Below are 26385 nucleotides of genomic sequence, written 5' to 3'. Positions count from 1 at the left end.
CGGGAGTCACGATTCCCGTTGACGGGTTACTTCGTCGCCGCGAGCCGCTTCAGCTCGTCGAACCAATCGAGGACGACTTCCACGTGGTCCACCGCGCGGTCGGGATGAACCTGCTGGATGCGCAGGAAGCGGCGCCCGTCGGCCGACACGTCGTAGGGGGTGTTGCCGTTGCTGTTCGGCCGGAACCGACCCTCGAGCAGCACGTGCGGCTGGCCCGTGGCAAGCGCCGGCTCCGAGGCGACGTCCACCGCCATGAGCTTGTCACCGAGGATGTAGAACAGCTCGCGGCCGTCGCGAGACCAGAGCGGCTCGGTGCCGCCGCCGTTCGAAACCTGCAGTCGGGGGCCCGGCCCCGGAAACGGCTGGACGTAGATCTCCGGCAGGCCGGACACGTCCGACAGGTAGGCGAGCCACTTGCCATCCGGAGAGACGCGCCCGTTGATCGCGCGTGTCGACTCCCGGGCCAGCGGTTGGGCGGTGCGTTCGCCGTTCAGACGAAGCCTCCACAGGGTGGTCTCGCCGCGCGTCTGGGCGCCCCCCTCCGTGAACAGAGCCCATTGGCCGTCGGGCGAGACCGAGGTCGGGGTCTGTACCACGCCCTCCTTGGTGGTCAGCCTCTCTTCGTCGCCCGTTCCGTCGGCCGCCTTCCAGTAGACGTTGCGCTGGCCATTGCGGGTGCCGCGATAGACGAGGCGCCGGCCGTCCGGAGTCCAGACCGGAGCCTGGCTGCTGCCGCCGCTCGTCACGAACGGCGTCAGCGTGTGGCGCGAGAAGTCGTAGAGCCAGAGGCCCGTGGTCCCCTCCATGACCTGCACGGCCGCCTGGCGTCCATCCGGCGAGATCGAGACGCGCTCGGGCAGCGGCAGGGCCTCCGTTCTTCCGGCGCGATCGATCCAGAGCAGCCGCTGGGCGTACCGCGCCGCGCCCCCGGGCAGATACACCAGCGTGCCGTTGTTCGCCACCGCGTAGTCCGCCGCACCTTCGTTCTCGAGACGGGGACGCTCCGGAAGCGAGACGGGCACCTCGCCGCCGAGGTCGGTTTGCGACGGGCGCCACGGCACCGCGAACAGGCTGTCACGGCGGGCGTAGAGGAGATAGCCGGCGGCCGCGTAACGCGGGGTGTCGCCGCCGGACAGGAGCACGCGGCGCTCACCCGTGGCGATCGACTGCGCCACGATCTGCCGCTCGTCCGCGCCCGGACCGGTCCAGATCGTGTAGAGCAAGGACCGACGGTCCGGCAGGGCGTGCGGCCATCGGTGGCTGATCTCGCCACTGGCACGATCCGTCCGGGTCAGCTCCGTCGCGGCCCCTCCCGACGCCGGCGCCATCCAGATGCCGGAGAAATTGGTCGGCGCGAAGTAGATGTTGCCGTCCGCGCCCCAGCTTCCGCCCCGAGGATCGGCGGCGCCGCCGCAGATCACCTGGAGTCCCGCGCCGTCGACGGCGACCTTCTTCAGCCTCCCCTCCGCGAAGAAGGCGATCCACTGGCCGTTGGGAGAGAAGAACGGCATGGTCGCGCCATCCGTGCCGGCCAGCGCGACCGGATCCATCTCGGAGAGCCTGCGAAGGAAGAGCTGGGGCTTTCCGTCCCGCCGGCCGACGTAGGCCAGCACGGAGCCATCGGGCGACAAGGCCAGCGGCAACCGGTTGGTGTCGGTGAACTCGTCGCCGTCGGGGAGGGCGATGGCGAGATGGGAGTGGCCGCCGGAGCCGGAAGGCGCGGCGGCCGGGGAGAGCAGGCGCATGACGCCCGCCGTCGCGAGCACCGCGACGGCGGCGATGCCCAGGGCGGCGGGCAGGCCGATCGATCGCGGGCCGGCCGGGGCCATCGCGGCCGGTGGGGCGGCCGGGGGCTCGTTCTCGTCGAGCTCGAGCCGCGCGTCCCCGATGGCGCTCAAGCGCCGCCGCGGGTCCTTCTCGAGACAGCGGCGCAGCAGCCGGCGCAGCGGCGCCGGCAGATCCGCGGGAAGCGCCTGCCAGTCCACGTCCTCCTTCAGAACGCTCGCCAGGGTGATGGAGACGTCTTCGCCGTCGAACGCCCGCCGGCCCGCCAGCATCTCGTACAGCACGACGCCGAAGGCCCAGATGTCGGCGCGCCGGTCGACCGCTCTGCCGCGGGCCTGCTCGGGGGCCATGTAGGCCGCCGTGCCGAGGATCATGCCGAGCTGCGTCGCGCGGGCCGTGAGCGTGGGGGAGTTCATGACGTTCCCGCCCGACGCGCCCACCGGGTCCATCGCCTTGGCGAGGCCGAAGTCGAGCACCTTCACCGTGCCGTCCTGACGCACCTTGACGTTCGCGGGCTTCAGATCGCGGTGGATGATCCCCTGCTCGTGAGCCGCCTCGAGCGCGTCGGCGATCTGCCGCGCGATGGGGAGGGCCTCGGCTAGCGGCATCGGCCCGCGCGCGATGTGCGCGGTCAGCTCCTCGCCATCGACCAGCTCCATGGCGAGCGCCCGCACGTCGCCCGATTCCTCCAGGCCGTAGATCTGCGCGATGTTCGGGTGGTTCAGGGAGGCGAGCGTCTGCGCCTCGCGCGTGAACCTCGCGAGACGGTCGGGCTCGTTCGCGAAAAGGTCGGGCAGGACCTTGATGGCGACGTCGCGGTTGAGCTTCGTGTCGCGGGCGCGGTAGACCTCCCCCATGCCTCCCGCGCCGATCTTCTCGACGAGCCGGTACTGGAGCAGGGAATCGCCTGGGGACATCGTTCGATTCTACCGCAGGGCCGGCGCTCGCGCCTCGATCCCTGTCGGAATCACCTCGGCCGCGTGCTCGCGCTCCTGCACGAGAAGCCGGATGCGCCGTGGACGCTCGAGCGCCTCGCCGATGACGCGGCGATGTCGCGCTCGGCACTCGCCGACCACGAGCTTCCCGCCATCGAGCTGGATGATCTCGGCAAGTGGGACCCGGTCCGTACCGAGGGCGACAAGAGCCGATGGGACGTCGCGAGCGGCGCCAAGGAGTACACTGCCGAGCTGTCCACCGCCCGGGCGGACTAGCGGTCGAAAGACGACGCCAGGCTTATGATCCTCGCTCGAGGCCTGGCGAGGGACACCGAAGTCGACCTCGGGGATCCGCGACCGCGGAGCGCGCACGAGGGCCGAAGAGCCGGAGATCGAATTGGAGAAGCTCCACGAGAGGATCGCGTTGACGACGGCGATCCTGGCCGCATCGGTGCTCTCGACGTCCGCTCGGAGCGCGCCGAGGGAACCCTTCCGCCTTCCGGACGACGCCGGGATCCGGGACCGGCTCCGCGCCTACGTCGACGACGCGAAGGCGGCTCCGGGGGTCGTCGTCGGCGTGCTCGAAGACGGCCGCCGGCGCTTCGTGGCGTACGGTCGCTCGGGAATACCGGGGCACCCGGAGCTCGACCGGGCGACGTACTTCGAGATCGGGTCGATCACCAAGGTCTTCACGGGCCAGCTCCTCGCGGACGCCGTGGAACGGGGAGAGGTGCGGATCGACGACCCGATCGGCGGGTTGTTCCCGCCGGAGATCCGGCTCGCGGTCGATCGCGCCGCGATCACCCTGGAGGACCTCGCGACGCATCATTCCGGCCTGCCCCGGATCGCGCTCGACCTTGGCCCGCTCCTTCGCGGGGTGATGTCCCGCGATCCCTACGCGGGCAGCACCGCTGACGAGCTGTTTCGCTCGGTGGCGAAGGTCCCCGGGCGATTCCTTGGGGTCCGCGGCCGTTTCTCGTATTCGAACCTCGGCATGGCGGTGCTGGGGCAGCTTCTCGCACGACGCGCGGGCCGGAGCTTCGAAGGGCTGCTCCGCGAGCGCGTCCTCCGTCCGATGGAACTCGACGACATCGTCGTCGGGCAGGCCGACCCGCGCTCCCACGCCGTGGCGCGTGGGCACCTCGAGAACCTGCGGCCGGCGGCGGCCTGGCATCTCGATGCGTACGCCCCCGCCGGCGCGCTCTCCGCCACCGCGGAGCAGATGCTCGCTTTCTCGGCGCGGGCGCTCGCAGGGGATCCTCCGGCACTTCGTGAAGCGGAGCGCTCGCGGCGCCCCGCGGGCGACTCCGCGGGGTCAAGCATCGGACTCGGCTGGCTCCATCGAAGCGTGAAAGATCGCGACGTGATCTGGCACAACGGCGGCACCGGCGGCTTCCGAACCTTCCTCGCGATCGTCCCCGAAGAGCGATGCGGCCTCGTCGTCCTCACGAACGGGATGGGCGACGCCGATTCCCTCGCGCTCGCCCTCCTGGACCCGGCGCTGCCCTCGCCGCGATCGCGACGGCCGAGATGGGGCGCGGTCGCTCTCACCCTTTCCGCGATGGCGATGCCGTCGCTCGTCCTCGCGGGCTTCATCCGGCGGAGACGCCGGCCGCGGGGACCGGTCCCTCCCCTCGACCGTCTCGGCCTGGCCGCGACGCTCGCCACGAGCGCGATCGTCCTCCTCGCGGCGGCGCGCTGGGGAGCGTGGGCCGACCTTCCGTTCGCCCTTGGGTGGGCCTCGGTGGCGGTCGGCTCCGTGATCGGGATCGCGGCGTGCTGGGAGGCCCGTCACCTCGCCTGGTGCGAGCCGGCGGCGAAGCCGCGGCTGCGCTGGCGCGTCCTTGGCCTCGCACTGAGGGCCGGCGCTCTCCTGTTCCTCGCGACGTGATTCCACGCGACGCACCGCAGGCGCGCTCGAGCGCCCGGGGGATCCCCGACCGCCTCAGGGTCCCTCGACGACGAAACCCGCCTAGTGCTGGGGCGACGTGTCGAGCCGCCGGGTGCGTCGATCGCGGAGGATCTCGAGCGACGCGACCCTCGCGGCGTCCGTCCCCGGACACGCGCCCCCCCGGCCGTGCCTTCCCACAATCTCGCGTCCACCGTGGCGAAGTTGGGCTAGCATGAGCCCGGCGGGGAGTCGGAGGCTTTCTTGGCCGATGACCATCCCCGCGACGCGCCCAAGGGCGGGGGAACCCCGGGGCAGAGGAGAGAGCGCCATGAAATGCCGGATCGTGGGACTGATCGCCGTGTCGTTGGTGTTGGTATGGGCGGCCTACGATCGGCCGGCGGCGCAGGCGGGCTCGTCGTATCCCGCCGCCGCAGACCAGCAGCCACCGATTCCGCCCGAGGAGCAGCCGGCCGGGTCCGAGGTGCTGACCCGCGGCCCCGTGAACGAGGCGTTCGATGAGCCGGTCAGTTTGCAGGCCGAGGCCGGTCTGGTGGCACCAAGCGAGCCGCCAGCCAACATCGAGGAGGTCCCGCCCGCCGACCGGCCGCAGGACGACCGCTATGTCTGGGTCCCGGGCTACTGGAGCTGGGACGCCGACAGGAACGACTTCATCTGGGTGAGCGCATGCTGGCGCGTCGCTCCGCCGAACATGTACTGGGTGCCCGGCTACTGGACGCCTGTGACCGCCGGCTGGGAGTGGGTCGCGGGCTTCTGGGCGCCCGTCAGAGCGCAGGCCATCGACTACCTGCCGGCGCCGCCGGCGACCGCGGACATCGAGCCGCCGGGTCCACCGCCGGCCCCGGACCGCGCGTGGGTGCCCGGCTGCTGGTACTGGTCGCAGGACCGCTATGTCCGGCGGCCGGGCTACTGGATCCGGGAGCAGCCCGGCTGGGTGTGGGTGCCGTCCCACTACCACTGGAGCCCGCGGGGCTACGTCTTTGCCGAAGGGCACTGGGACTACGCCGTGGAGCATCGTGGCGTGTTGTTCGCGCCGGTCTATTTCCCTCGGTCCGTGTATGCCCGGGTGGGGTTCTCCTACTCGCCCTCCATCACCCTCGATATCGGGTTGCTGGTCGCCAACCTGTTCGCCTATCCACGCTACAGCCACTACTACTTCGGCGACTACTACGACGACGCCTATGCCCGGATCGGTATCTACCCGCGGTTCGAGTGCGAGCGCATCCACACGTGGTACGACGCGAGTTACCAGTACGACCGCTGGAGCCATCGCCGGACCGACCCGCACTGGGTCGAGCACCAGCGGCAGGACTACGATCGTCGCCGCACCGACGCGAATCTCCGCCCGGCGCGGACCTACCGTGAGCTGGAAACCCGCATGGGCAAGCTGCCCGAGCCGCAGCGGAAGGGCATCGAGCTGGCCGGGCCGCTCAGGACGATCGCGGCAAGGCAGGCGAGTCCACTGAAGTTCCAGCAGATCAACGCCGAGCAGCGGCAGAAGATCGCCAGAAACGGGTCCGAGGTTCGAAAATTCCGCGACGAGCGGGCCAAGTGGGAAGCACCCGCCGCCTCGCCTTCGGTCAAACCGCCGGCCGGCGAGCGCGAGAGCCATGTGATCCCACCCACCGGGAGCAGAGGAGCCGCCGCACCGCCCGGCGAGCGCAAAGGCGGTGGGAATCAGCCCACGGGAAACAGGGGTTCCGCCCCGCCGCCCGGCGAGCGCATGGGCGGTGGGAGCCAGCCCGCGGGAAACAGGGGTTCCGCGCCGCCGCCCGGCGAGGCTCGGGGGCAGAAGGGGGTCGCGGAGCACGCGCCCGCGTTCGTTCCCCCGCGCGACGTCCGTCTGACCCGGCCCGAGCGGGTGAAGATCCCCACACCGCCGATCGTCGCCAGGCCGATCGTCGAATCAGGCAAGGTCCAGAAGGCCCCGCCGCAGCCGTCCGGTGAGCGCAAGCGACCGGCGGAGCCGGCGAAGGGGAAGCCGAAGGACAAAGAGAAGGACAAGAAGAAGGACTAGCCCGGCGACGACCGCGACGTGTCGGAGGCCAAGGAACTTGAGCGCGACGTCGCGCCCGAGCGTCGCGTCCGTCGCCTTCCAGACCTGGCCCATCCCTCCCTCGCCGATCGTCTCGACGAGGCGGTAGTGGAGGAGGGAAATGCCTGGCCCCATCATCTCGGCACCCGCGCCGAGGCCCGGATCCCGCCCATGGTCGTTCGTTCCCCCGCGCCCGGAGGCGCCTGTTCGGGAATCGGGCGGCAAACCCGACCAGTATAAGGGGATTGTGGAGAACGAGGAAAGCGCCGGGGCCGGGGGGGGGCGTCTCCGCCTCAGGGCGACGGCAGGATCTCGACCTCGCCTTCGATCTCCACCGGAATGTTCCACGGTAGCTCCGCGAGACCGACCGCGCTCCGGCAGTGGGCGCCGACCTCGGGGCCGAAGAGTTCGAGGATCAGGTCCGAGAATCCGTTGATGACGCCGGGCTGCCGGTTGAAACCCGGCGCCGAGTTGACCATTCCGAAGACCCGCCCCCACGCGGCGATACGATCGAGGTCGCCCAGAGCGCGCTCGAGACTGCCGAGGATGGAGAGAGCCGTGAGGCGAGCCGCGATGTACCCCTGCTCGAGGCTGACCTCCCTCCCCAACTTTCCCAGGGGTTCGGCGAACGGTCCCTCGGGGCTCTGGGGCCCATGCCCCGATATGAGGGCCCGGAGGCCGATGACGCGGACGGATTGAAACGGCAGAACGACACCCGGCGGAGGCTCGAGCGGCGGTGGCAGGGTCAGTCCGAGCGTCCTCAAGCGGGCTTCGATTCGAGGCATGTTCCGCTCCCGGGCGTAGGCCGGCGATCTACGGCGTCTTGTGCGCCTTCATGAAGTCCAGGTACGCGAACAGGTCGTCCAGGTCCGACTCCGTCAGCCGAGTGAACGGTGGCATCTTGCTCCGAGCCCTGAAGCTCGACGGGCTGCGGATGAACTTCCGGGCGGTCTTGGGATCCCAGTACTCGAGGATGCTCTTCGGCGTGTTGAGCTCCGGACCCAGATCGCCCCCCTGGAGGTTGATCGAGTGGCAGCGGATGCAGTCGTCCTTGAACCTGAGGAACCCTCGCTTGACGGGACTCTGATCCGCGACCCCTTTGGGAAAGAGACGGTCGTAGGCCCTGGCGAAGCTCACGGCCTCGATTCCCACGAGCTGGTAAGGCCACGGCAGGGATTCGGGGAGGTTCTTGCCTTCCTCCCAGACCACGTAATAGGGGCCGGGCGAGATCATCGCCTTTCCTTGCGGGACCGGCTCCCAATCCCGCGATTGCCCGTGCACCCTGAAGGCGAGGATCGCTCGGTGCTCCTTGAGCGCAGAGGCGGGGGCCACCGGCGCATACCCGTCCTTGGCTTGGAACACCAGCTCGTCGGCATCCGGCGGTAGCGGGCCGGCCAACGCCAACACGTCCCTGAGGTCGAAACCGTCGTACGTCTTCCGGGAACGATAGACCGGATCGTCGACCGTCACGGTGACCACGGTGAGCCTGGCTCTCAGCTCATCCAACGTCACCGAGATGTGACGGTCGGGAAGAACGATCTGGAGCGAAGTCGATTCGGGGGGAGGGGCGGCGACGGCCGACAGCGAGGTCGCGAGCAGTGCGAGCGCCGAGAGTCCACGAGGCTTCATGCTCTCGAGATTCCTCCAAGAGCGTCCCGGCCGCGCGTCCCTGACGGGCCGAGAGGCGTTCCGCCCCGGCCCGTCAGGGCGACGCGAGCCTGCCGATCACTGCCGCGTGTACGCGATCTCCATCATGCGGAACTCCTTCCCGGTCGGGTCGGGTCCGTACATGTCGAACGTGAAGCTGTTGTCGTCCTTGCGCGTGACGACCTCACGCACCTTGGTCGGCTTGCCCGAGATCGGATCGTTCATGCTGCCGGTCATGGTGCAGGTCTTCGCCCCGGCGGGGCACTTCCCGCGCGTCAGCATCGTGCCGGTGCCCATGCTGTCGATCCACACGCCGAAGTGCTCCTTGCTCACGTTGTCGAACCCCTCGTAGCCGATCCCTTCGAACGGCTGGCCTCCCATGTCGCCCTGCACTCGCTGCTGCATGAATCGCCCGCCCAGGAGCGGCTCGAACTTCGCGGTGGCCACGCTCTTCTGCGGCGGGGCACCGGGGGCCGGCCACGAGGTCACGTCGAGCTTCCAGTCCCCGGCCATCTTGGCCATCTCCTGGTGCTCGGGTCCGGGAGTCGCCGCCTTCATGTAAATCTCCATCATCGCCTTCTCGTCCATCGCCGGCTTGGCCGCGGGCTTCTTGGCCGGCGGGGCGGCGAGGACGGCCGCGGATACGAGAAGCGCCGCGACGGCGCACAGCGCCATTCGAGACGAGATCTGCCTTGCGCTCATGAATCCCTCCTGATCGTTCGAGAACGGATCGATCCCCACGTTGATTCGCCGATCATTGTAAACGATCCGAACCGATTCCGGGGAGACGGGTCGCCGGGTGAAGACGCCCTGAACCAGGGGTCCGGGAAGAAAGAGGGCCGGCGGGCCGGAGCGTGAGGGTCCGGTCCGCCGGCCTTCGGGGCAGGGGGGATTCCCCCGTGGGGGCAGGTTACTGGCCGTTACCGCAAAGGCCGATCGTGTCCCCGTGGGCCAGGTGGTCGGCAAGACCGCCGGGCCACGCGACATCGATCGTCCTCTTGTTCGACGGGTTCCCCTTCGGTGCGTGGCAGATCACGACCTTCGGCATGTTCACGATCCATCCCTGGCGCGAGAAGGGGGAGTAACCCCACCCTCCCACGACGGTCCCGTCCGCCGAGACCGTGCCGGCGGTCAACAGCAGCCAGTCGCTCGCGAGGGTCCCCTGCGAGGCCAGGAACCCCTGGAAGTCCATCCAGCCCGTGGGAGCCGTCCAGATGAGGGGGACGCTGGCGCCCCAGTCGAATGGATCGGCGCGGCCTACGAGGACCCCGCCGTCGTCACTCAGGTCGAACGCGTGCGTCGTGAGGCCGAAATCGGGGAGGTAACCCCCGATCGGCTCGGCGAGCCCGGTGCCAGGGTCGAGCCTCCAGGGGACCGAGTCGCAGTAGTGGTAGACATCGCCGCTAAAGGGATCCTCGTAGACGCGAGGGACCGAGTAGTAATCGCCGAGGACGATCGACCCGTCGGGATTGACCGCTCCGGCTTCGCCGACCGTGTCGAGGAGGCAACCGTCCCCGTCGCAGCAGAGCGCCGGAGGCTGGTGGACGATCGACTCCTGGCCATGGTGCCAGATGGCGCCGCGCCAGAACCCGGTGTCGTCCCGGTCCCACCCGACGATGGTCGAGGCATCCGCGGAGATCCTGTCCGCACGACTGGCGCCGAAATCGGCGCTACCGAGGTTGCCGAGGCTCGTCATACCGGTGGCGCTCGTCCACCGGAACCCGCTGGTGGACGTGCAGCCGAGCCAGCCCAGGCCGACCACGGTCCGGTCGTCGGAGACTCCCCAGCCGCTCGACAGGTCCCCATCGCACGAGCTGCCGCCGGGGAGGCCACCCAGGCCCATCCAGTCTTGCCCGCCCATCCAGATCCCGGCGACCACGTTTCCGTCCGCGTCCGACGTGCTGGCGACGAGGGTCCGGCCGTCGCGGGAGATGGCCATCTGCGGAGAGCGGTAGTCGCCACCGATGATGTCGGTCCCCGAGGGAGTCCAGCGGATCAAGCCCAAGTCGCTGTAACCGATGGCCACCTGCCCGTCGCCGGAGAGCTCGGCGATGCTCGAGTTGGGCAGATCGATCGGGATGAGCTCGGGGGCGCCCTTGAACTTGTTGAACGTCACGTCGGCGATGGCGGCACTGCCGGCGGTGAGGTGGATCGCCTGCCAGGCGCACCGGTCGTCGGTCACGCCGTCACCGGACTCGGCAGCGCCGTTCCAGTACTCCTCGGGACCCGGCAACACCGTGCGGTAGGGGGTGGAGAAGGCGCCATACAAGACGCCATCGACGTACACCACGTAGGAGGCCCCCGGCGTCAGGCCGTGGAACGCGTAGGCGCCGTCGGGTCCTGCCATCCCCTGCGAGAAGTCGCCGGAGATCGCCGAGATCGCGTCCATCCACGGGTTCGCGACGTTGCGGGCGATGATGTTGGCGCCCGTGAAGGCGGTCCTCTGGGGCGTGTTCGCGCGCTCTGGGACGTAGATCGTCCCGCGGATGGACGGGTAGGCGGCGGGCCAGCCGGCGCCGGGATAGATGTCGGAAAGCGCGGATTTGTCGTCGGTGACGTCCACAGTGGACTCGGCGATGCCGGTCTGGCTGAGGTTGGTGAAAGGGTACATCGTGTCGATGTCGTTGCTCGAGGGGAAGCCGGCGTACGGCGTATCGCACCCGGCAGGGCCCGACCACGGATCGTAGTAGAGGATGATCTGACCGTTCGTCTGGCTGTGAGCCAGGTTGATGGCGTGCCCGAACTCGTGGGTCACCACCCCGGCGAATTGCTGGGAGGCGACGCTCGCGCTCGTGGGCGGTTCGGGAACGGAGCTGCCGCTCAGGATCATGGTGACTTCGAGGATGTCCGGGTGGGCGTCGCCGACGTACTCGATGGTCGTGAACCCGAGAACGCCCGAGTAGGGGCCGAAGATCGAATCCGTGATCGATCCGTCCGCGTCGTAAACGATGTGGACGCCGCCGCCGTTCCAGGGGCCGAGGACGAGGCCGACGTTCGATGCGTCGATGTCCGGCAGGCCGATCGAGGCGAAATCGCCGGCGATCGCGCCCGTGAACGAGGACGTGGGGACCGCGTTCCACTGATTGATCGAGAATTGCACCATCGCATTCGCCTGGGCATTGGTGAGCTGGCCGAGCGCGCCGAGGTCCGTGTACACCGGCGCGTTGGCGCCCGGCCAGGAATAGGGAGTCTTGGTGGCGGGATCGAAGATGGCGAGGGGGCCACCCGCGAAGGCCGTCGCGCAGGCAAGCGCCGCCACCACGGTGAGCATGGCAAGGGTCCTGATCGTCTTCCGGTCTTTCATTGGGCCAGCCCTCCTTCCTTGACCACCCTGACCTGGGGCCGAGTCGCGACGGGCGGCTTGGGCGCCTCGGGCGGCGTGTCCCACCATTTCTCGCTCACCGCGCGGCGGACGAGGCCGAGGAAGGTGTCGCCATGGACTGCTCCCTGCTGCGTGGCGACCATGGACTTCTCGTTGACGTTGAGGCGCGCCTTCGCCAGGTCCACGCCCCGGAACAGTCCGGCGTTGTTCGCGCCGTTGTAGAGGTTCCCGCCGCGGAGCGCGAATCGCCCCTGCTCGAGGCCGACGGTGGTGCGGAGTCCGATCGTCGAGGGCTGCGAGAGGAACAGGAACACCTGATCACCCTTCGCGTAGCGAGGCATCCCGGCCACGAGGCCGAGGAACTTGCGGCCGTCGGCGGCAGGCTGCGCCGTTTGGAGGCCGAACTGGCGGAACGTGAGGGTAGGGACGGCGGTGCCCCGGATCGTCTCGGCGACCTTCACCTGAACCTGCGTGTAGGGCAATCCGCGCTGGTCGATCCCCTGGTCCACCGCCGTGACCGTTCCGGAGACGATCTCTGCGGACTGCCGGACCATGTCGGCCAGGTTCAACTGCTTCGTGTTCAGGGCCTGGCTCGGTGGCGAGGCGAGCCACACCCCGCCGAGCGCGAGAAGCGCCGCGGCGATGGGAACGCGTCTCTGTCTCATGAACTCCTCCTCCTTCTCTCTTTCTCTCGTGCTCGAGCGCCTCGGCGAGAGCCCCGCCGTCGACGCGACGGCGCCGGCCTGCTCCCCGGGTCGATCGATATCTGGTTTCGTTGACTCGCGGGTTCATTCCTCGATCTCGCGCTTCTTTCCCGGATTCGGGTGGGCCACTCCGGGAACCGCTCCGCTCCACCCCGGGCGACCGAGGCGCAGCCGCCAGAGCGTCCCGACGACCCTCGAGAACTCGCCGGTGATCTCGGACTTCGACAGGCACCCGTCGGCGCCCGCCGCCTTGGCCTCCGCGCGGGCCGCGCCGCTGTCGAGAAAGGTCATGAGGATGACGAGGGGGGCGCCGGCTCGCGACTTGATCCGGCGCGTGGCGTCGAGCCCGTTCATGTCCGGCAGCGTCACGTCCATCAGGACCATGTCCGGCGCCAAGAGGTCGATCCGCTCGAAGGCCTCGTTCGCCGAATGAGCCACCCCGACCACCTGGAAGCCGCGGCACGCGGCGATCCAGGCCGAGAGCCCGTCCAGGAAATCGTCGTTTCCGTCGACCAGAAGCAACCGGGCATCGGCCGTCATGAGCTCTCCCACTCCGCTCGATCCGCGCCCCTCGGCCCGCGGTCGCGGGACAGGAACGATGTCGCGACCAGTATTCGACGACGCACGAAGCGGGACCATCGGGGATTCCCTGACAAACAGGGGAAAACTCCCCCCGTCCCTCGGAAGAATCCCCTGGTCGGGGTCGGTCGGGGGGCTACTCGTTCGAGGAGACGAGGCCGGCGCGGATGGCGAAACGGACCAGGCCGGGGACGTCGCGGATGGCCAGCCGCTCCATGATCCTCATGCGGTGGGTTTCGACCGTCTTGACGCTCAGGTCGAGAACCTGGGCGATCTCCTTGGTGGATTTCCCCTCGGCGATGAGCTGCAGGATCTCCCGCTGCCGGTCGGTCAGTCCTTCCAGCGGACCGGCCTCGTCCCGCCCCTCCCGCAGGAAGCCGTCCACGATCGTCTGCGAGATCCGGGGGGTGAGGTACTTCTCTCCGCGCATCACCGACTGCACGGCGAGCGGCAGCTCGGCCACCGCAGCGCCCTTGAGAAGGTAGCCCGCGACGCCCGCGCGCATCGCCTGGCGCACGTAGGTCGCGTCGGCGTGCATCGACAGAATGATGACCCGCGTGCGCGGGGATTCCTGGGAAGCGCGCCGCGCCACCTCGATCCCGCTCAGTCCGGGCATTCCGATGTCGAGGAGGGCGACGTCGGGACGGTGCCGGATGATCAGCTCGAGCGCCTCGCGCCCGTCTCCCGATTCGGCGACGACCTCGAGGCCCCCCACCGACTCCAGGAGCGACCGGATCCCCGCGCGCACGAGCGTGTGGTCGTCGGCGAGGAGAATCCTCACGGCGCTCACGCGACCGCCTCCAGCGGGAGGCTCGCTCGGACGTGCGTCCCCTTGCCGGGCACGGACTCGATCTCGAACTCGCCGTCCAGCATGCGCACCCTCTCCTGCATGCCCAGGAGCCCCAGGGCCTTGCCCGTGGCGGCCGTCTCCAATCTGCCCTTCGTGTCGAATCCCTTTCCGTCGTCCTCGACGGAGACGAGGAGACGCTCGCCCACGCGCTCGACGGCCACGACGACGCGGCTCGCTCCCGCGTGGCGGAGCACGTTCGTCACCGCCTCCTGCACGACCCGGAAGGCGACGATCTCGACCTCGGGAGGGAGTCCTTCCACGATCCCGTCCCCGCGGACCTCGATCTCGACGCCCGACCGCTCGGCCTGGGTCTCGAGATACCCGCGCAGGGCCGTCACGAGCCCCATCTCGTCCAGCAGCGGCGGGCGGAGGTCGAGGGAGAGGTCACGGACCCTCTGGACCATCCTGTCCACGATCTCCACGGTGTCCGCGATCCTCCGGGCTCTCCGCTCGGGATCCGAGGAGTCCTTGAGGAGCTGCAGGTTGATGACGACGGCGGTCAGGGTCGGTCCCAGCTCGTCGTGCAGCTCACGTGCGATGCTCTTGCGCTCCTCCTCCTTGGCGACCTCGAGGCGCCTTGCGAGGAGCCGGAGCCTCTCGTAGGCGCGGTTGAGGTCCTCGCGCGCGCGCTCGTTCTGCTCGTGCAGCTCGAGCAGCTCGCGGTTCCGCTTCTTGAGGGCCGCGGTGCGTACCCGGTGCATGAGGACCGCCGAGCCGACGACTCCGAGCACGACGCAGGCGCGGAACCACAGGGTCATCCAGAACGGAGGGACGACCGTGATCCTCAGAGGATGCGCCGTCTCGCTCCACATCCCTTGGTAGTTGCGTCCTTTCGCCGAGAACTCGTACGTCCCGGGCGCCAGGTCGGTGAAGGTGATCGCCCGGCGTCCCCCCAGGCTCACCCAGTCGGCGCGCGCCTCACCCAGCCGGTAGGCGTAGGCGTGCCTCTGCTCGGAGCTGTAGTCGAGCACGGCGAGCTCGAGGGAAAGCCAGTCGCCGTAAGGAACCTCGAGGTGCTCGAGGCCCCAGGCGGGCCGCTCTCCCTTCAGCTCGGAGGTCGCGCCGCGAAGCGACGTGATCACGGTCGGGGAGGTGTCGGCGCGGGGGAAGGGGGTCCCGGCGGCCACGGCGGCGAGCCACTTCACCGTTCCGAAGTAGAGGGTGGAGCCGACCCTGATCGCGGACCCGGGCTCGAATTCGACCGACGGGAGACCGTCGGCCACGAGGAAGTTCGAGAACGCTCCCGTCGCCGGATCGAACCGCGAGAGTCCGCCCTTCGTGCTGAGCCAGAGGCTGCCGTCATCGTCTTCGAGGATTGCCATCACGTTGTTGTCGGCCAGCCCCTCGGCGGTCGTGAACCGCGCGAAACGCGCTCGCTCCCCACCGGCCGTCGTCTCGACGCGGTTCAGCCCGCCGCCGGCCGTTCCGATCCAGAGCCGACCCCTCGAATCCTCGAGGATCGAGGTGACCGTGTGGTGACTGATGCCGTCGGTCCGTCCCGGGACGGGCTGGTAGCGAACCGCGCGGTTCGTCCGAGGGTCGAGCGCGTTGACGCCCCCCGAGCGCGTCCCGACCCAGAGCGTGCCGCGGCGATCCTCGAGGAGCGCCGTGATGTAGTCGTCGCTCAGGGATGAGGGCTCGTTCGCCCGAGGGCGAAACCGCTCGATGACCCGGCCTCCCGGGTCCAGCCTCTGCAGTCCCCCCTCGCCGGTGCCGACCCAGAGTCGCCCCTCCCGGTCCTCGAGGATGGTCTTGACGTACCCCGGACCGAGGCTCGTGGCATCGTGGGGGTCGTAGTGGAGGAGCCGGGTCTTGCCCGTTCTCGGATCGAGACGAACGAGCCCCCTGGTCGTTCCTGCGCAGATGCCTCCGTCCCGCGTCCAGGTGATGCCGAGGATGGCCACCTTCGCGTCGCCGAGGAAGCGTCTCCAGGATCCGTCTGCCGCGTCGAATCTCAGCAACTGCCCCGTGCCCGTCCCGATCCAGACTCCGTCCTGCGGGTCGCGGCCGAGACTGCTCACGTCGAGGTCCGCGAGGCCGGCGGGAGCCGGGACCTTCGCAGACGCCGACGCGAACTGGAGGGCGGACCGTCGAAGACGGGTGAGACCACCTCCCCAAGTGCCGATCCACAGCGTTCCGCCGCGGTCGGTCAGGAGGGAGATCACCTTGTCGTCGCTGGGGCCTGTGCCCTCCGGCGCATCACGCCGGAACGTCCGGAACGTACCGGTCGCGACGTCGTGCTCGTTCAGTCCTCCCCCGTAAGTGCCGACCCAGATCCTCCCCGGCGGACCCGAGGCGAGCGACGTCACCAGCGGGTAGCTCAGGCTGGCGGGATCCTTGGCGTCGTGACGGAAATGGCGGAACCGGCCCGTGGCGGCATCCATGAGGTCCAGGCCCGAATTGGTTCCCACCCAGATGCCGCCCGAATCATCCTCGAGAAGCGCGAAGACGGCGTCGTCGCCCAGTGAGGCAGGCCGGGCGTCGCTGTGCCGGTAAACGGTGAACCGGCCGGTTGCCCGGTCGTAGAGGCCCAGGCCTCCCCCCAGCGTGCCGACCCAAAGGCGCTCGGAGCGATCCACCAAGAGGCAGGTCACGTAGTCGCCTCCGAGTGTGCCGGGCCGGGACGCATCGGCCAGGAACCGCTGGAATCTCCCGGTCGTCGGGTCGAGACGGTTGAGCCCGCGCTGGGTTCCGACCCAGAGGACTCCGTCCCGGTCCTCGACGATCGCGTAAACGCTGTCGTAGCTCAGGGACGAGGGGTCGTCGGCATCGTGGCGGAAGTGATGGAAGGCGCGGGTCGCGAGGTCGAGGCGATCGAGCCCGCCGGTGTTCGTCCCGGCCCAGAGGTTGCCTCGTCGGTCCTCGTAGAGCGTGCGAATCGCGTTGTCGGCGATCGAGTTCGGGTCGGCCGCGTCGTGCTCGAAGAGCGTGAACGCGTTTCCGTCGTACAGGGTGAGCCCTTCGCGCGAGCCCAGCCAGATGAACCCGCTCCGATCCTGATAGATGGTCGTGACGATCTCCAGGCGGGGGGCGGCGTCGGCCCCCACGCGCTCGAAGTGGGGATCGACCGCTCGGGCGGCGGGGAGGCCGCCCGAGAGCAGGGCCACGAGGATCATCGCCGGGGCGGCTGTCGGGACATCCCTTCCTGAAATCACGCCCCAGCCTATGCTCCGGGCTCACGCGATGTCAAAAGGGGAGGCCGCTCCGGCCGCGTTTCACGCGAACGTGCGCAGCGCTGGCCCGGGGAGGGAAGCGTCCCCGAGCATCCGGAGCGCCCAGGCTCGCCTCTTCGCCTAAGAGCCTAAGACGCTTTCCGCGACCTGGCCGGGCAGGTGGAAACGCCGAGCAGGGAGTAAAGCGGGCACGTTCCGGACGCGCCCGTCAGCAGCGGGAGGACACCGATGAATCCCCACGGGGTCTTGGGCCCAAAGAACGCGATCGCCAAAAGCCCGAGACCGACCAGGATCCGCGCCCCGCGCTCGATGGGATGCTCGTTCGTCACGAAGAAGCGGGTCATGAGAGACTCTCCTTTCGGCCACGGCGGGTCCGGGGCCGTTGCCGCCGGGCCGTCGCGGCCGGCGGGGACGAAGCGATTAGAGTCGATCGATCCCGAAAGGTCACCAAGAAAATCTGATCGCAGCGAACTTGACGCACCGGCCGATGCTCGGTCGGCGGAATGGCGGCCGGCGCACCCGCGGTCCCTTTCAGTCCAGCATACCCTCGGGCATCTGGACGGCCACCACCCGGCCGCGCGCGCAAACTTCACCGTTCGCGGACACGGTGGAGATTACCGTGACCTTGCGTCCCTTCAACTCCTCGACCCGAGCGCGGACCTGGAGCGGCACGCCGAGCGGCGTCGGGCGAAGGCAGTCGACCTGGAGAGACGCGGTCAGGAATCGGAGTGGCGGCTCGGAGTCCATCGCGCGCCCCTGGGTGCGGTACGCGACCGCGGCCGCCGTTCCGGTGCCGTGGCAGTCGATCAGCGATGCGATGAGACCTCCGTAGACGTAACCCGGAATCGCCGTGTGGCAGCTCCGAGGCTCGAAGGTGCAAACGGTCTCGTCTCCGTCCCAGTAGCTCCTGATGCGGAGCCCGTCCCGCTTGAGGCGACCACAGCCGTAACAATGGCTGACGTCGTCCGGGTAGTAATCCTGAAACGCGTCGTCGTTCATCTAGATCATCCGTTCCACCGGCAGGACGAGCACGCGGATCCCCTCGTCGACGGTGCAGGTCCTCGACAACTCCCGCAGCGCCTCCACCAACTCGTCCGCCTTTCCCGCCTCGACGGCGGTGAGGATCGTTGCCGAGGTCCCGGGATAGGCTCGCGTGCCCAGATGCCGTCCCGTCGCCCCGGCGCCGAGCGCCTCGGGAATCTCGGTGAACCCTTGCGCGCCGCGAGTCTCCACGAGCCGGCGCACCGCGTCGATCCTCGACCCCGAGCAGAAGATCACCAGCAGCTTCACGGCCGTTCCTCCTCGAGGGGCGGAGCGTCCGCCAGGTCGAGCGGTGCGCCTGGGAGCGGAAGCGAAGCCAGCGCTAGCCCAACGAGGCGTCACGCGGGCTCTTCCGCATCCGCCGTCCCTCGCTCATTGCAGGGATGCAATTCCCAGGACGCCGGATACGCGTGCGTGCCGTATCGACACGTCTCCGCCGTCGAGATGCTCTCGTGACTCGTGCCGATGGAAAGCAGTTCCATCGCCCTAGGCTGCCGCCGTCGGAACGCGCCATTTGATCATCGCGACCTTCACGGCGTCGTTCACGACAAGGCAAGAGACCATCGCATAGGCGAAAATCGCAAGCGTTTGCCACCAAGGTAATGGCAGGAGTCCCGGGAGTCCCACGAACGTCAGAACGGTGCCCGTGAACGCATCCGCCATGAGGGCAGCCACGAGGGTCTTGCTGGGCATCGTCGCCCAGAACCAGCGGCGCTCCCGCGCGGACACGATGGAGAATGCGGCAAAGTAAAGCAGCGTCAGGAAGCTGAAGGTGTAGAGGGCACTGTCGCTCGTCGCCAATCCGAAACGTGACCAGCCGATGCTCAAGAGGAGGAGCGCCTCCGCGACCATCGCGACGCCCAGCACCACGGACACCGTGATGAAGCCCCCGATGTTCCACGTTTCCGGTTTCTTGGACGGTCGAACGCAATCGGTGGCAAGGGCGATCTTCGCGAAGTCCGTCATGAAGACCAGCAGCAGCATCGCGAAGGCGGAGACGACGAACTTGCCGGTCACGACGAAGGCCAGGGCCACGAAGGCCGCCTTCAGGATCGTCCGGCTGATCTTGTTGATGATCCAAGTCAAGATGCGCTGGTAGATGGTTCGCCCTTGTTCGACCAACGTCACGATGTTCGTCAGGCCAGGTTCGGTCAGGACGACGCTGGCAGCGCCCTTGGCGACGTCGGTCGCGGTGCTGACGGCGATGCCCACTTCGGCCTGGCGCAGCGCGGGCGCATCGTTGACGCCGTCACCCGTCATGCCGGTCACGTGCCCCGCGGCCTGTAGGTGCTGCACCACGATGTATTTGTCCTCCGGATACACCTCAGCGAAACCATCGGCGCCCGCCAACAGGTCCACCGCCTCGTTGCCGGCCTGAGCGTCCGCGGATTTCAGGTCCGCCACACGTCGGATATTGGGCAACCCGACTCCGTGCGCGATTTCACTGGCCACCGCCAGCGCGTCGCCGGTGAGCATTTTCACCGGAACGCCGAGGCCGTGGAGTGTGGCGATGAGCTGCTTGGCGTCCGGTCGAGGCGGATCATACAAGGTCACCAATCCGAGCATTGCGGGGGTGCCGGTCTCGGGGCCGCGTGCCACCGCCAGCGTCCGATATCCCTTCAGGGCCGATTCGCCGACTCGCGCCTCCAGCGCCTCGATCGCCGGGGGCTGGAGTCCGCAGACCTGGGCGACGGTCCGCACGGCGCCTTTCATCACGCGCAGTCGCTGCCCGTTCTGTTCGACGACGGCTTCCGTCCGTCGGTTAGTTGCATCAAACGGCGCGAACGAGACTGGCGCGACCGCAGGCACGCCGTCGAAGGCGTGCCGCTCTTTCGCCGCGGCAAGGAACGCCACGTCGATCGGATCCTGGTTGGCTTCTTGCGACGCGAGTGCGCCGGCGAACAGCACGTCGGATTCCCTCGCGTTCTCCAGCGGGATCACGGCGGCAACGGCCAGTTGGTTCATCGTGATCGTGCCCGTCTTGTCCACGCAGAGCACATCCATCGTCGCGGCATCCTCCGCAGCGCTGAGGCGCGTCACCAGCACGCCGCGCTTCGTCAACTCCTTCGACCCGACGGCCATGCTGACCGTGAACATGACGGGGAGAGCGACCGGCACCGCGCTCATCAACAGAACGAGCATGAGTGGAACCATCTCCAGGAGCGGCGTGCCGCGGATCAGAGACAGCACGATCACCACGCAAAGCAGCGCGCCGACGATGACGAAGAGCCAGCGGACGACCTTGGCCACCACCGCTTCGATGTGGAGTTTCGGTCGCGCCTCCTGCACGAGCTCCGTGGTGCGGCCAAAGTAGGTCTTCGCCCCGGTCAGCATGACGACGCCGTTGCCTTCGCCCCGGCGGACGACGGACCCTGACGAGAGCACGCCGCCGAGCACCTTGTCGGCGTCCTTCGACTCGCCCGTGAGAGCCGACTGGTCGACGCTCAGCGCTCCGGTCAGGAGCTTGACATCCGCTGGAATGATGTCGCCCGGGCGCACGCGAACGATATCGCCCGGGACAAGATCCCGTGCGGGAATGATCTGCCATCTCGCCTCGCGCCGGACGCGCGCACTGACCTGCAATCGGCGCCGCAGCGTTTCCACGACGCCGGCGGCCCGATGCTCCTGCATGAAGCTCAACACGGCGTTGACGACCAGCAGCGCCCCCACCACGGCGAGATCCGAAAACTTCCTGAGCACCGCCGACAGGACCATGATCAGCTCGAGCATCCACGCTGACAGGCCCCAGAACTTGGCGAGAAACAGGAGGAACGGGTGCCCCTTGTGTTCGGCCACTTCGTTGTAGCCGTGCTCCTTCCGGCGAATCTCCACCTCGGCGTACGTGAGCCCGGTCTCGGGGTTCACGTGGAGCGCCGCGAGCGTGTCGGGGACCGGCACGGAAGCGATGTGGGGCGCCTTCGCCGTTTCCGGCTTCAAGCGTCGGATATTCACAAGACGTGAGTATGAATTGGCAATTCGATCGCCGCAACGCAGCTTCGCCGGTCGCGGCGATGGGATTCCACACCGTACACGCGAAAGTGTGGTCGAGCTGGGCTGGAACGAGGAGACCTACGTCACCCCTCTTGACAACACCCCTTCCAGCCACGCGATGTCTTCCACCATCATGGTCGGATCACAATCTCGAATGCCACTGAAGGGCACTTCGATGCTTCTCTTGCGCAGCTCGTCCTGGAGCTCGCGCATCAGAACACCCGAAGTGGCCAGAAGGCCGGAGCGTCCGTTGTGCACCGCGCACCCAGGACTCTCGGGATCCCCCCCCCAGAATGGCCAGTACCTCGTAATCCTTACGAACGTACTCCTCCAAACGGTCGGCAATCCCCACGCTGATTCGTCCGCAACACTTGCGGCCTTCGTCCGTATTGAGAGCGTCTCGAATCGACTTTCCCGACGGTCCTTCTCTCGCGAATCCCGAGAGCGCGATTTCGGGGCAAGGCATCTGCAGAATGCCCACCTCGTATTTGTTGCACAGGCGAAGAACGTCCAAATTCATGGCTGCGGACGCCGCGGCTCCTTCGTCTCGCGCGTTCTGGTTGAGAATGCACTCTCTGACCGCGACGAGACGACGACCTCTCGCGTCTCTTTCGGAAGCCATGCCCATGGTTCGAACGAACCTTCGACCCAAGGCTCGCAACCTAGTCATTTGTTCTAACCGGAGACGATTCGCCCTTGGACCGCCAGGTGATTTATCCCTGCGGCGGTCCCTCCAGCCCCTGCCGCAGATCCTCAATGAGGTCGCGGACGTCTTCGATGCCCACCGAGTACCGCACGAGGCCGTCCGTGATCCCGGCGGCCTCGCGCTCGCTCTTCGAGACCCCGGCGTGGGTCATCGAGGCCGGGTGCTCGATCAGCGACTCGACGCCTCCCAGGGAGACTGCGAGGAGCGCGAGCTTGACCCGGTTCATGAGGTTCTTGCCGGCCTCGAACCCGCCGACCAACTCGAAGCTGATGATGGCGCCGGGGCCACTCATCTGCTCGCGAGCCAAGGCGTGCTGCGGATGCGACGGGAGGCCGGGGTAGCGGACCCATCGAACGTCGTCGCGCCGCTCGAGCCATCGCGCGATTTCCAAGGCGCTGGCCTGGGCCCGCTCGATGCGAAGCGACAACGTCTTGATCCCGCGGTGCACCAGGAAGGCTTGGTGCGGGTCCATGTTGCAGCCGCTGAGAATCATCACCTCGCGCAGGCGCCGGTAAACGGCGTCTTCGCGCGCGATCAGCACCCCGCCCACGACGTCTGCATGGCCGTTGATGAACTTCGTTACGGAGTGAAGGACGACGTCGGCGCCCCGCGTGAGGGGCTTCTGGAGGAACGGAGAGGCGAAGGTGCTGTCGACCACCAGCATCGCGCCGCGCTCGTGGGCCAGGGCGGCGATGGCTTTGAGGTCGGTGATCTGCATCAGCGGGTTGGAGGGGGTCTCGACGTAGAGCATCTTAGTTTCCGGCCGGAGCGCGGAGCGCACGAGGCCGAGATCCGACGTGTCCACGTAGCTGGCCGAGACACCGAACCTCGAAAGGTGCTTCTCCATCAAGGTCCGCGTGGGCCCGTAAACCGAAGCCGTGCTGACGAGGTGGTCGCCGCTCCCGAGGAGGGAAAGGTAGGCGGTCGTGACCGCGGCCATGCCGGAGCTGGTCGCGACCGCGCCGGCACCTTCCTCGATCTCGGCGACGCAGTTCTCGAGCGCGCGGATCGTCGGGTTCCCGAGTCGCGTGTAAATGAACCCGTCCGAGCGGCCCGCGAAGCGATCGGCTCCGTCCTGCGCGCTGTTGAAGTGGAACGTGGACGTCTGGTAGATGGGAGTCACCGCGCTCCCGAGCGCATCCTCGGGGGCGCCGGCGTGCACCAACTTCGAGCTGAATCCCAGTTGCTTTGTGTTCATCGGTTCTTCCTCGGTGAATTGGTCAGCTCGCAGAGGCCGCCGTGGAAACGGTCGTCGGCGGTCTCCATGCCCATTCGGGCCACCTCGAGCCACCCCGCCTTCGATGCCGGGTGGGCGTCGAACTCGGGGACGTACGGCTTGATGTCGAGGAGCGGCGTGCCGTCGAGCACGTCCACGTCGGCCACGTGCAGGACGCATCCGTCGCGCCGCAGCAGGCGGACCGCCGATAGTCCTATGGGGTTCGGGCGGACGGGTGATCGCGTGGAGAAAAGTCCGTGCTCGCGCGTGTCGCGAAAGGGGACCACCCTCGCCGCGAATGGCCCCGCACGGTCCATCCAGTAGATCAACCACACACGCTCGAACCCGTCGACGTCGTCAAGCGCGGTGGCGTAGCGCTCGTCCACGACGACCTCTCCGCGGGCGTCTCGGGCGAACACGGGCTGGACCGGTGTCCCTGCGGCGCGGGTGAAGCCCGTCCGTATCGTGCCAATCGCGTGACAACCGATGGCGGAGCGGGCAGACTTCCGGCGGGTACCCATCGATCCCTACCTCCGCCGCGCTACGGCTGACCGTGGCCGTGGCGGGCGCAGGCCATGTCCGGCGACATCGTCTCGAGCTTGCCGGTCCTGAACGCGGCCACGGTCTTCTCGACGGTCTCGTGCTCGGATCGGAACACACGGACGCCCGCCGCCCCGAGTTTCGCTAGTGCGCCCATCCCGATGCCGCCAACGACCATCCCGTCGATGCTCTCTCCCGCGAGGGCGGCGAGCGGCGCGCACATGCCGTGGCCGTGATGGACGTTGCGGTTCGGGACCGCGCGGCAGGCGCCGCTGTCGGTGTCCACGATCATGTAGAGCGGCGCCGAGCCGAAATGCGCGCTCACCGAGCTCTGGGCGCCCTGGTCCTCCGTGACAGGAATGCAGATGTTCATTTCGACGTCTCCTTTACTCGAAGACTCTCTCGCGCGCGGATTGCGGGCGCTGAAAGCGTTTCATCGCGTCTTCGATCCCGCGGGAGGATGCGGACATGCGGGCCAGACGCGGAGATCGCCATCGGCCTCACGGTCGGCCCCGTCGTGCAACCGGCAGCATCGGCGGGAGCCGAGGTGAACGGGACCGCCTTCGATCCGGAGCGCTTTCCCGTGCACGAGGACGTCGGCGACCTTGCGGTGGGCCGACTCGACGATCCTGCTGAACGTGGGCCTCGATACGCGCATGGCCGCGGCGGCCTGCTCCTGATAATGGCCCTCGAGGTCCGCGAGCCGGATCGCCTCGAACTCGTCCAGCGTCATGACGACCTCCTCGAGCTGATCCACGGGGATGCGGATCGGCTCGAAGATCGATACCGCCGGACGGCCGGCGACCCGGCGGGGGCAACAAGGTCTCGGCACCTCTCCTCCTCCGTCTCTATTATGAACATAAGTTCATAAATCGCAACACCCACCCCCGAACGAGCCGGCCGAGCCCGGCGCCGGGATGCGGGTGGCGACCGATGGGACGATCATCTTGATGGGTGGCAACGCGGGGAGGGAGAGGGAACCGGCCCGAGGCGCGGGTCGCCCTGCTCCGAAAGAAGGAGGAGCATCATGAGCGCACGGAAACTCGTCGCGAGGTGGTCGGCCTGGGGCCCGTACCTTCGGAGCGCGCTCCGCATCGTGGCCGCGTTCATGTTCCTGCTGGCCGGCACGACGATCCTCTTCGCGTTCCCGTCCGGCATGCCCCCGGATGGCGGAACCGCCCCGCCGATGTCCCAGATCTGGATCGGAGGCGTTCTCGAGACGCTCGGCGGCGCGCTGCTCCTCGTCGGCCTCTTCACGCGTCCCGTCGCGTTCGTCCTGGCCGGTGAGATGGCGGTGGCGTACTTCCAGTTCCACTTCCCCAAGAGCTTCTGGCCCGTGATGAACGGTGGCGTCGACGCCGCCCTCTACTGCTTCGTCTGGCTCTACTTCTCGGCCGCCGGGGGAGGACCCTGGAGCCTGGACGCGAGGCGAGGCGAGCGCGCGGCACCGCGCGACGCGTCCGGCGCGAGTGGTCCGAGCCGCTCGGGCACGGGATCCTGATCCCGATCAAGAGCGCGCCGACGCGCTCACGGACGAAGGCGCTCCTCGCCGCTCAGGGGCACCCGGCCGCCGGCGTGCGCTCCACCGACGCGGAATCGAAGCCGTACGTCCCCGAGCCGCACGCGCTCTGGGCGCGAACCAGGTAGTAGTAGCCGTCACCGCTCGGCGGATCGGGACGACCGTCGAGGAAGCTCGCGGCCGCGGCGTCGTTGGAAAGACAGGTCGCCGTCGTCGTGCCGTTCGAGCGGAGATCGGAGAGCGTCGAGCCCGCGACGTCGTACACCACGCTTCCGGCGAGGGCCGGCCACGACAGCGTCGTCCCCGCGGAGCCGTCGACCCCGAGTCCGGCGACCTCCGCCGGCGGCGGCACCGGAACGCCCGGCAGGCAGGCGCCGCCGCCGCAGGCGTCGCCGGTGGTGCAGGCGTTGCCGTCGTCGCACGCCATCCCGTCGGACTGCCCGCCGCAGAGGTCAGGGACGCAGGCGTTGGGGAGGAGGACGCCGGTGACCGCGACGTCGTCGAGGTAGAAGCCCGCGTACTCCGCTCCCGGGTCGGAGGAGAAGCGCCACCGGAACCGGATCGAATCACCCGGCGTCAGGCCGGAGATGGGGTGGCACCGGTGCGCGTAAGCGGTGACGGTGCCGCCGGTAGCCCAGTCGTTGCACGTGGTGCCGCTTCCCAGCGGGCCGGTGAACGCCGTCTCCGTGTCCGGATAGCCGCAGCCGTTGATCGGCGGGTCCTGCGTGCAGCTCATCGCCTCCCAGCCCGACGTGTCGTCCGAGGACGCGCACCCCGCGCCCGTGTCGTTGCTCGGCGGCGGGGCGTCCGTCCACGCGCCGCCGTTGACCGAGTACTCGACCGCGACGCCATCCCAGTGGTACTCGATCTGGTGTCGCTCCCAGTACTTCAAGTCGACGCTCGCGGCCCCGACGGTCAGGGGCGGCGACTGCATCTCCGCGCACTCGTTGGGGGCGTAGGTGCTGGCCGCACCGGGCCCGGCATTGCGGTACGCGTAGGCTCCGCCCGGGGTATGGTTGGCGCCCGCGTCGTCCGAAGTCCTGACCACGCGCCACACCCGATCGCCGGAGTTTCCGTCGCCGGCTGCGTTGAGCTGCAGGAATGCGGTGCCGTCGCCGCCGCCGTCGGTCCAAGTGCCGGGCGAAACCTGCAGCCCGGAGCCGAACGCGGTCCCCGGGGCGACCACCGCGTTCGCGTCCTCGTTGCCCCCGCCGCACTCGCCGCCGTTGCCGGTGCTCTCGTCCTCCGCGCGCACCACGTAGTAATAGGTGACGCCGCTCGAGAGGCCGGCGGTGTCGAGGTAGGAGCTCGGACCGAGGATGCAGGTGGCGATCCGGTTCGCCGGCGAGGGCACGAAGTCGGGCACGGTCCCCCGGAAGATGTTGTACTTCAATTTCGGGGTTAGCGGGCAGCTCGCCGAGGCGGGCGTCCAG

The 26385-nt window shown here is 68.6% G+C and carries 22 protein-coding genes; 4 read left to right on the top strand and 18 right to left on the bottom strand.

Going from position 1 to position 26385, the window contains the following annotated elements; translation table 11 throughout:
* Positions 1–26: 26 nt before the first annotated feature.
* Complete coding sequence (locus LAO51_13490) at positions 27–2702, bottom strand: protein kinase (protein MBZ5639754.1); 2676 nt, start codon at positions 2700–2702, stop codon at positions 27–29.
* Positions 2703–2765: 63 nt separating this feature from the next.
* On the opposite strand from LAO51_13490, the gene LAO51_13485 reads away from it, so the two are divergent.
* The 3 genes from LAO51_13485 (at position 2766) to LAO51_13475 (ending at position 6646) form a co-directional block, all read left to right on the top strand.
* A complete protein-coding gene (locus tag LAO51_13485) occupies positions 2766–2996 on the top strand; it encodes a hypothetical protein (protein ID MBZ5639753.1) in 231 nt (76 codons plus the stop codon).
* Positions 2997–3117: 121 nt separating this feature from the next.
* Positions 3118–4611, top strand: a complete 1494-nt coding sequence (locus LAO51_13480; protein MBZ5639752.1) for a beta-lactamase family protein — start codon at positions 3118–3120, stop codon at positions 4609–4611.
* 328 nt (positions 4612–4939) lie between these two features.
* Positions 4940–6646 carry a hypothetical protein gene (locus LAO51_13475; GenBank protein MBZ5639751.1) on the top strand — a complete coding sequence of 569 codons (1707 nt, stop codon included), beginning with the start codon at positions 4940–4942 and terminating at the stop codon, positions 6644–6646.
* Positions 6647–6957: 311 nt separating this feature from the next.
* Here the strand turns inward: LAO51_13475 and LAO51_13470 are convergent, their stop codons facing one another.
* The 16 genes from LAO51_13470 to LAO51_13395 form a co-directional block, all read right to left on the bottom strand.
* Positions 6958–7449 (bottom strand): RidA family protein, encoded by a 492-nt coding sequence (locus LAO51_13470; GenBank protein MBZ5639750.1) that lies wholly within the window; start codon positions 7447–7449, stop codon positions 6958–6960.
* A 28-nt stretch (positions 7450–7477) separates the two neighbouring features.
* On the bottom strand, positions 7478–8293 hold the full coding sequence (locus LAO51_13465; GenBank protein MBZ5639749.1) for a cytochrome c: 816 nt from the start codon (positions 8291–8293) through the stop codon (positions 7478–7480).
* Positions 8294–8389: 96 nt separating this feature from the next.
* On the bottom strand, positions 8390–9013 hold the full coding sequence (locus tag LAO51_13460) for a DUF1579 domain-containing protein (protein MBZ5639748.1): 624 nt from the start codon (positions 9011–9013) through the stop codon (positions 8390–8392).
* Positions 9014–9221: 208 nt separating this feature from the next.
* Complete coding sequence (locus tag LAO51_13455) at positions 9222–11615, bottom strand: hypothetical protein (GenBank protein ID MBZ5639747.1); 2394 nt, start codon at positions 11613–11615, stop codon at positions 9222–9224.
* Positions 11612–12298, bottom strand: a complete 687-nt coding sequence (locus LAO51_13450; protein ID MBZ5639746.1) for a hypothetical protein — start codon at positions 12296–12298, stop codon at positions 11612–11614. The genes LAO51_13455 and LAO51_13450 overlap by 4 nt, the downstream gene beginning before the upstream one ends.
* A 123-nt stretch (positions 12299–12421) precedes the next feature.
* Positions 12422–12877, bottom strand: a complete 456-nt coding sequence (locus LAO51_13445) for a response regulator transcription factor (GenBank protein MBZ5639745.1) — start codon at positions 12875–12877, stop codon at positions 12422–12424.
* Between the two features lie 175 nt (positions 12878–13052).
* Complete coding sequence (locus LAO51_13440) at positions 13053–13706, bottom strand: response regulator transcription factor (protein MBZ5639744.1); 654 nt, start codon at positions 13704–13706, stop codon at positions 13053–13055.
* A complete protein-coding gene (locus LAO51_13435; protein ID MBZ5639743.1) occupies positions 13703–16882 on the bottom strand; it encodes a hypothetical protein in 3180 nt (1059 codons plus the stop codon). The genes LAO51_13440 and LAO51_13435 overlap by 4 nt, the downstream gene beginning before the upstream one ends.
* Before the next feature lie 185 nt (positions 16883–17067).
* Positions 17068–17283, bottom strand: a complete 216-nt coding sequence (locus LAO51_13430) for a DUF2892 domain-containing protein (GenBank protein MBZ5639742.1) — start codon at positions 17281–17283, stop codon at positions 17068–17070.
* A gap of 187 nt (positions 17284–17470) precedes the next feature.
* A complete protein-coding gene (locus LAO51_13425) occupies positions 17471–17938 on the bottom strand; it encodes a PaaI family thioesterase (protein ID MBZ5639741.1) in 468 nt (155 codons plus the stop codon).
* Positions 17939–18229, bottom strand: a complete 291-nt coding sequence (locus LAO51_13420; protein MBZ5639740.1) for a hypothetical protein — start codon at positions 18227–18229, stop codon at positions 17939–17941.
* A 237-nt stretch (positions 18230–18466) separates the two neighbouring features.
* Positions 18467–20917, bottom strand: coding sequence for a plasma-membrane proton-efflux P-type ATPase (locus LAO51_13415; protein ID MBZ5639739.1), 2451 nt, complete (start codon positions 20915–20917; stop codon positions 18467–18469).
* A gap of 767 nt (positions 20918–21684) precedes the next feature.
* The gene (locus LAO51_13410) at positions 21685–22875 is read right to left on the bottom strand and encodes a PLP-dependent aspartate aminotransferase family protein (protein MBZ5639738.1); all 1191 of its coding nucleotides are present in this window, start codon (positions 22873–22875) and stop codon (positions 21685–21687) included.
* On the bottom strand, positions 22872–23414 hold the full coding sequence (gene tsaA, locus LAO51_13405; GenBank protein ID MBZ5639737.1) for a tRNA (N6-threonylcarbamoyladenosine(37)-N6)-methyltransferase TrmO: 543 nt from the start codon (positions 23412–23414) through the stop codon (positions 22872–22874). Before tsaA ends, LAO51_13410 begins: the two co-directional genes overlap by 4 nt.
* 20 nt (positions 23415–23434) lie before the next feature.
* Positions 23435–23806, bottom strand: a complete 372-nt coding sequence (locus tag LAO51_13400) for a diguanylate cyclase (GenBank protein ID MBZ5639736.1) — start codon at positions 23804–23806, stop codon at positions 23435–23437.
* A 60-nt stretch (positions 23807–23866) separates the two neighbouring features.
* Complete coding sequence (locus LAO51_13395) at positions 23867–24265, bottom strand: DUF134 domain-containing protein (GenBank protein ID MBZ5639735.1); 399 nt, start codon at positions 24263–24265, stop codon at positions 23867–23869.
* Positions 24266–24460: 195 nt separating this feature from the next.
* On the opposite strand from LAO51_13395, the gene LAO51_13390 reads away from it, so the two are divergent.
* Positions 24461–24934: a DoxX family protein gene (locus LAO51_13390; protein ID MBZ5639734.1), complete on the top strand. Its 474-nt coding sequence runs from the start codon at positions 24461–24463 to the stop codon at positions 24932–24934.
* 52 nt (positions 24935–24986) lie between these two features.
* Here LAO51_13390 and LAO51_13385 read toward each other — a convergent pair.
* Positions 24987–26385 (bottom strand): hypothetical protein (locus LAO51_13385; GenBank protein MBZ5639733.1); only part of this gene is annotated, 1399 nt, incomplete at its 5' end.

It is taken from the genome of Terriglobia bacterium, assembly GCA_020073205.1.
Classification (GTDB): domain Bacteria; phylum Acidobacteriota; class Polarisedimenticolia; order Polarisedimenticolales; family JAIQFR01; genus JAIQFR01.
Note: the sequence above shows the minus strand (reverse complement) of the source record. Positions and strands in the feature narration are given on the sequence as shown.

What these genes read in the sequence shown, in the direction of transcription:
- LAO51_13490 (MBZ5639754.1), bottom strand. Translation starts at nt 2,702, where the DNA reads ATGTCCCCAGGCGATTCCCTGCTCCAGTACCGGCTCGTCGAGAAGATC.
- LAO51_13475 (MBZ5639751.1), top strand. Translation starts at nt 4,940, where the DNA reads ATGAAATGCCGGATCGTGGGACTGATCGCCGTGTCGTTGGTGTTGGTA.
- LAO51_13470 (MBZ5639750.1), bottom strand. Translation starts at nt 7,449, where the DNA reads ATGCCTCGAATCGAAGCCCGCTTGAGGACGCTCGGACTGACCCTGCCA.
- LAO51_13465 (MBZ5639749.1), bottom strand. Translation starts at nt 8,293, where the DNA reads ATGAAGCCTCGTGGACTCTCGGCGCTCGCACTGCTCGCGACCTCGCTG.
- LAO51_13460 (MBZ5639748.1), bottom strand. Translation starts at nt 9,013, where the DNA reads ATGAGCGCAAGGCAGATCTCGTCTCGAATGGCGCTGTGCGCCGTCGCG.
- LAO51_13455 (MBZ5639747.1), bottom strand. Translation starts at nt 11,615, where the DNA reads ATGAAAGACCGGAAGACGATCAGGACCCTTGCCATGCTCACCGTGGTG.
- LAO51_13450 (MBZ5639746.1), bottom strand. Translation starts at nt 12,298, where the DNA reads ATGAGACAGAGACGCGTTCCCATCGCCGCGGCGCTTCTCGCGCTCGGC.
- LAO51_13445 (MBZ5639745.1), bottom strand. Translation starts at nt 12,877, where the DNA reads ATGACGGCCGATGCCCGGTTGCTTCTGGTCGACGGAAACGACGATTTC.
- LAO51_13435 (MBZ5639743.1), bottom strand. Translation starts at nt 16,882, where the DNA reads ATGATCCTCGTGGCCCTGCTCTCGGGCGGCCTCCCCGCCGCCCGAGCG.
- LAO51_13430 (MBZ5639742.1), bottom strand. Translation starts at nt 17,283, where the DNA reads ATGACCCGCTTCTTCGTGACGAACGAGCATCCCATCGAGCGCGGGGCG.
- LAO51_13425 (MBZ5639741.1), bottom strand. Translation starts at nt 17,938, where the DNA reads ATGAACGACGACGCGTTTCAGGATTACTACCCGGACGACGTCAGCCAT.
- LAO51_13410 (MBZ5639738.1), bottom strand. Translation starts at nt 22,875, where the DNA reads ATGAACACAAAGCAACTGGGATTCAGCTCGAAGTTGGTGCACGCCGGC.
- tsaA (MBZ5639737.1), bottom strand. Translation starts at nt 23,414, where the DNA reads ATGGGTACCCGCCGGAAGTCTGCCCGCTCCGCCATCGGTTGTCACGCG.
- LAO51_13400 (MBZ5639736.1), bottom strand. Translation starts at nt 23,806, where the DNA reads ATGAACATCTGCATTCCTGTCACGGAGGACCAGGGCGCCCAGAGCTCG.
- LAO51_13390 (MBZ5639734.1), top strand. Translation starts at nt 24,461, where the DNA reads ATGAGCGCACGGAAACTCGTCGCGAGGTGGTCGGCCTGGGGCCCGTAC.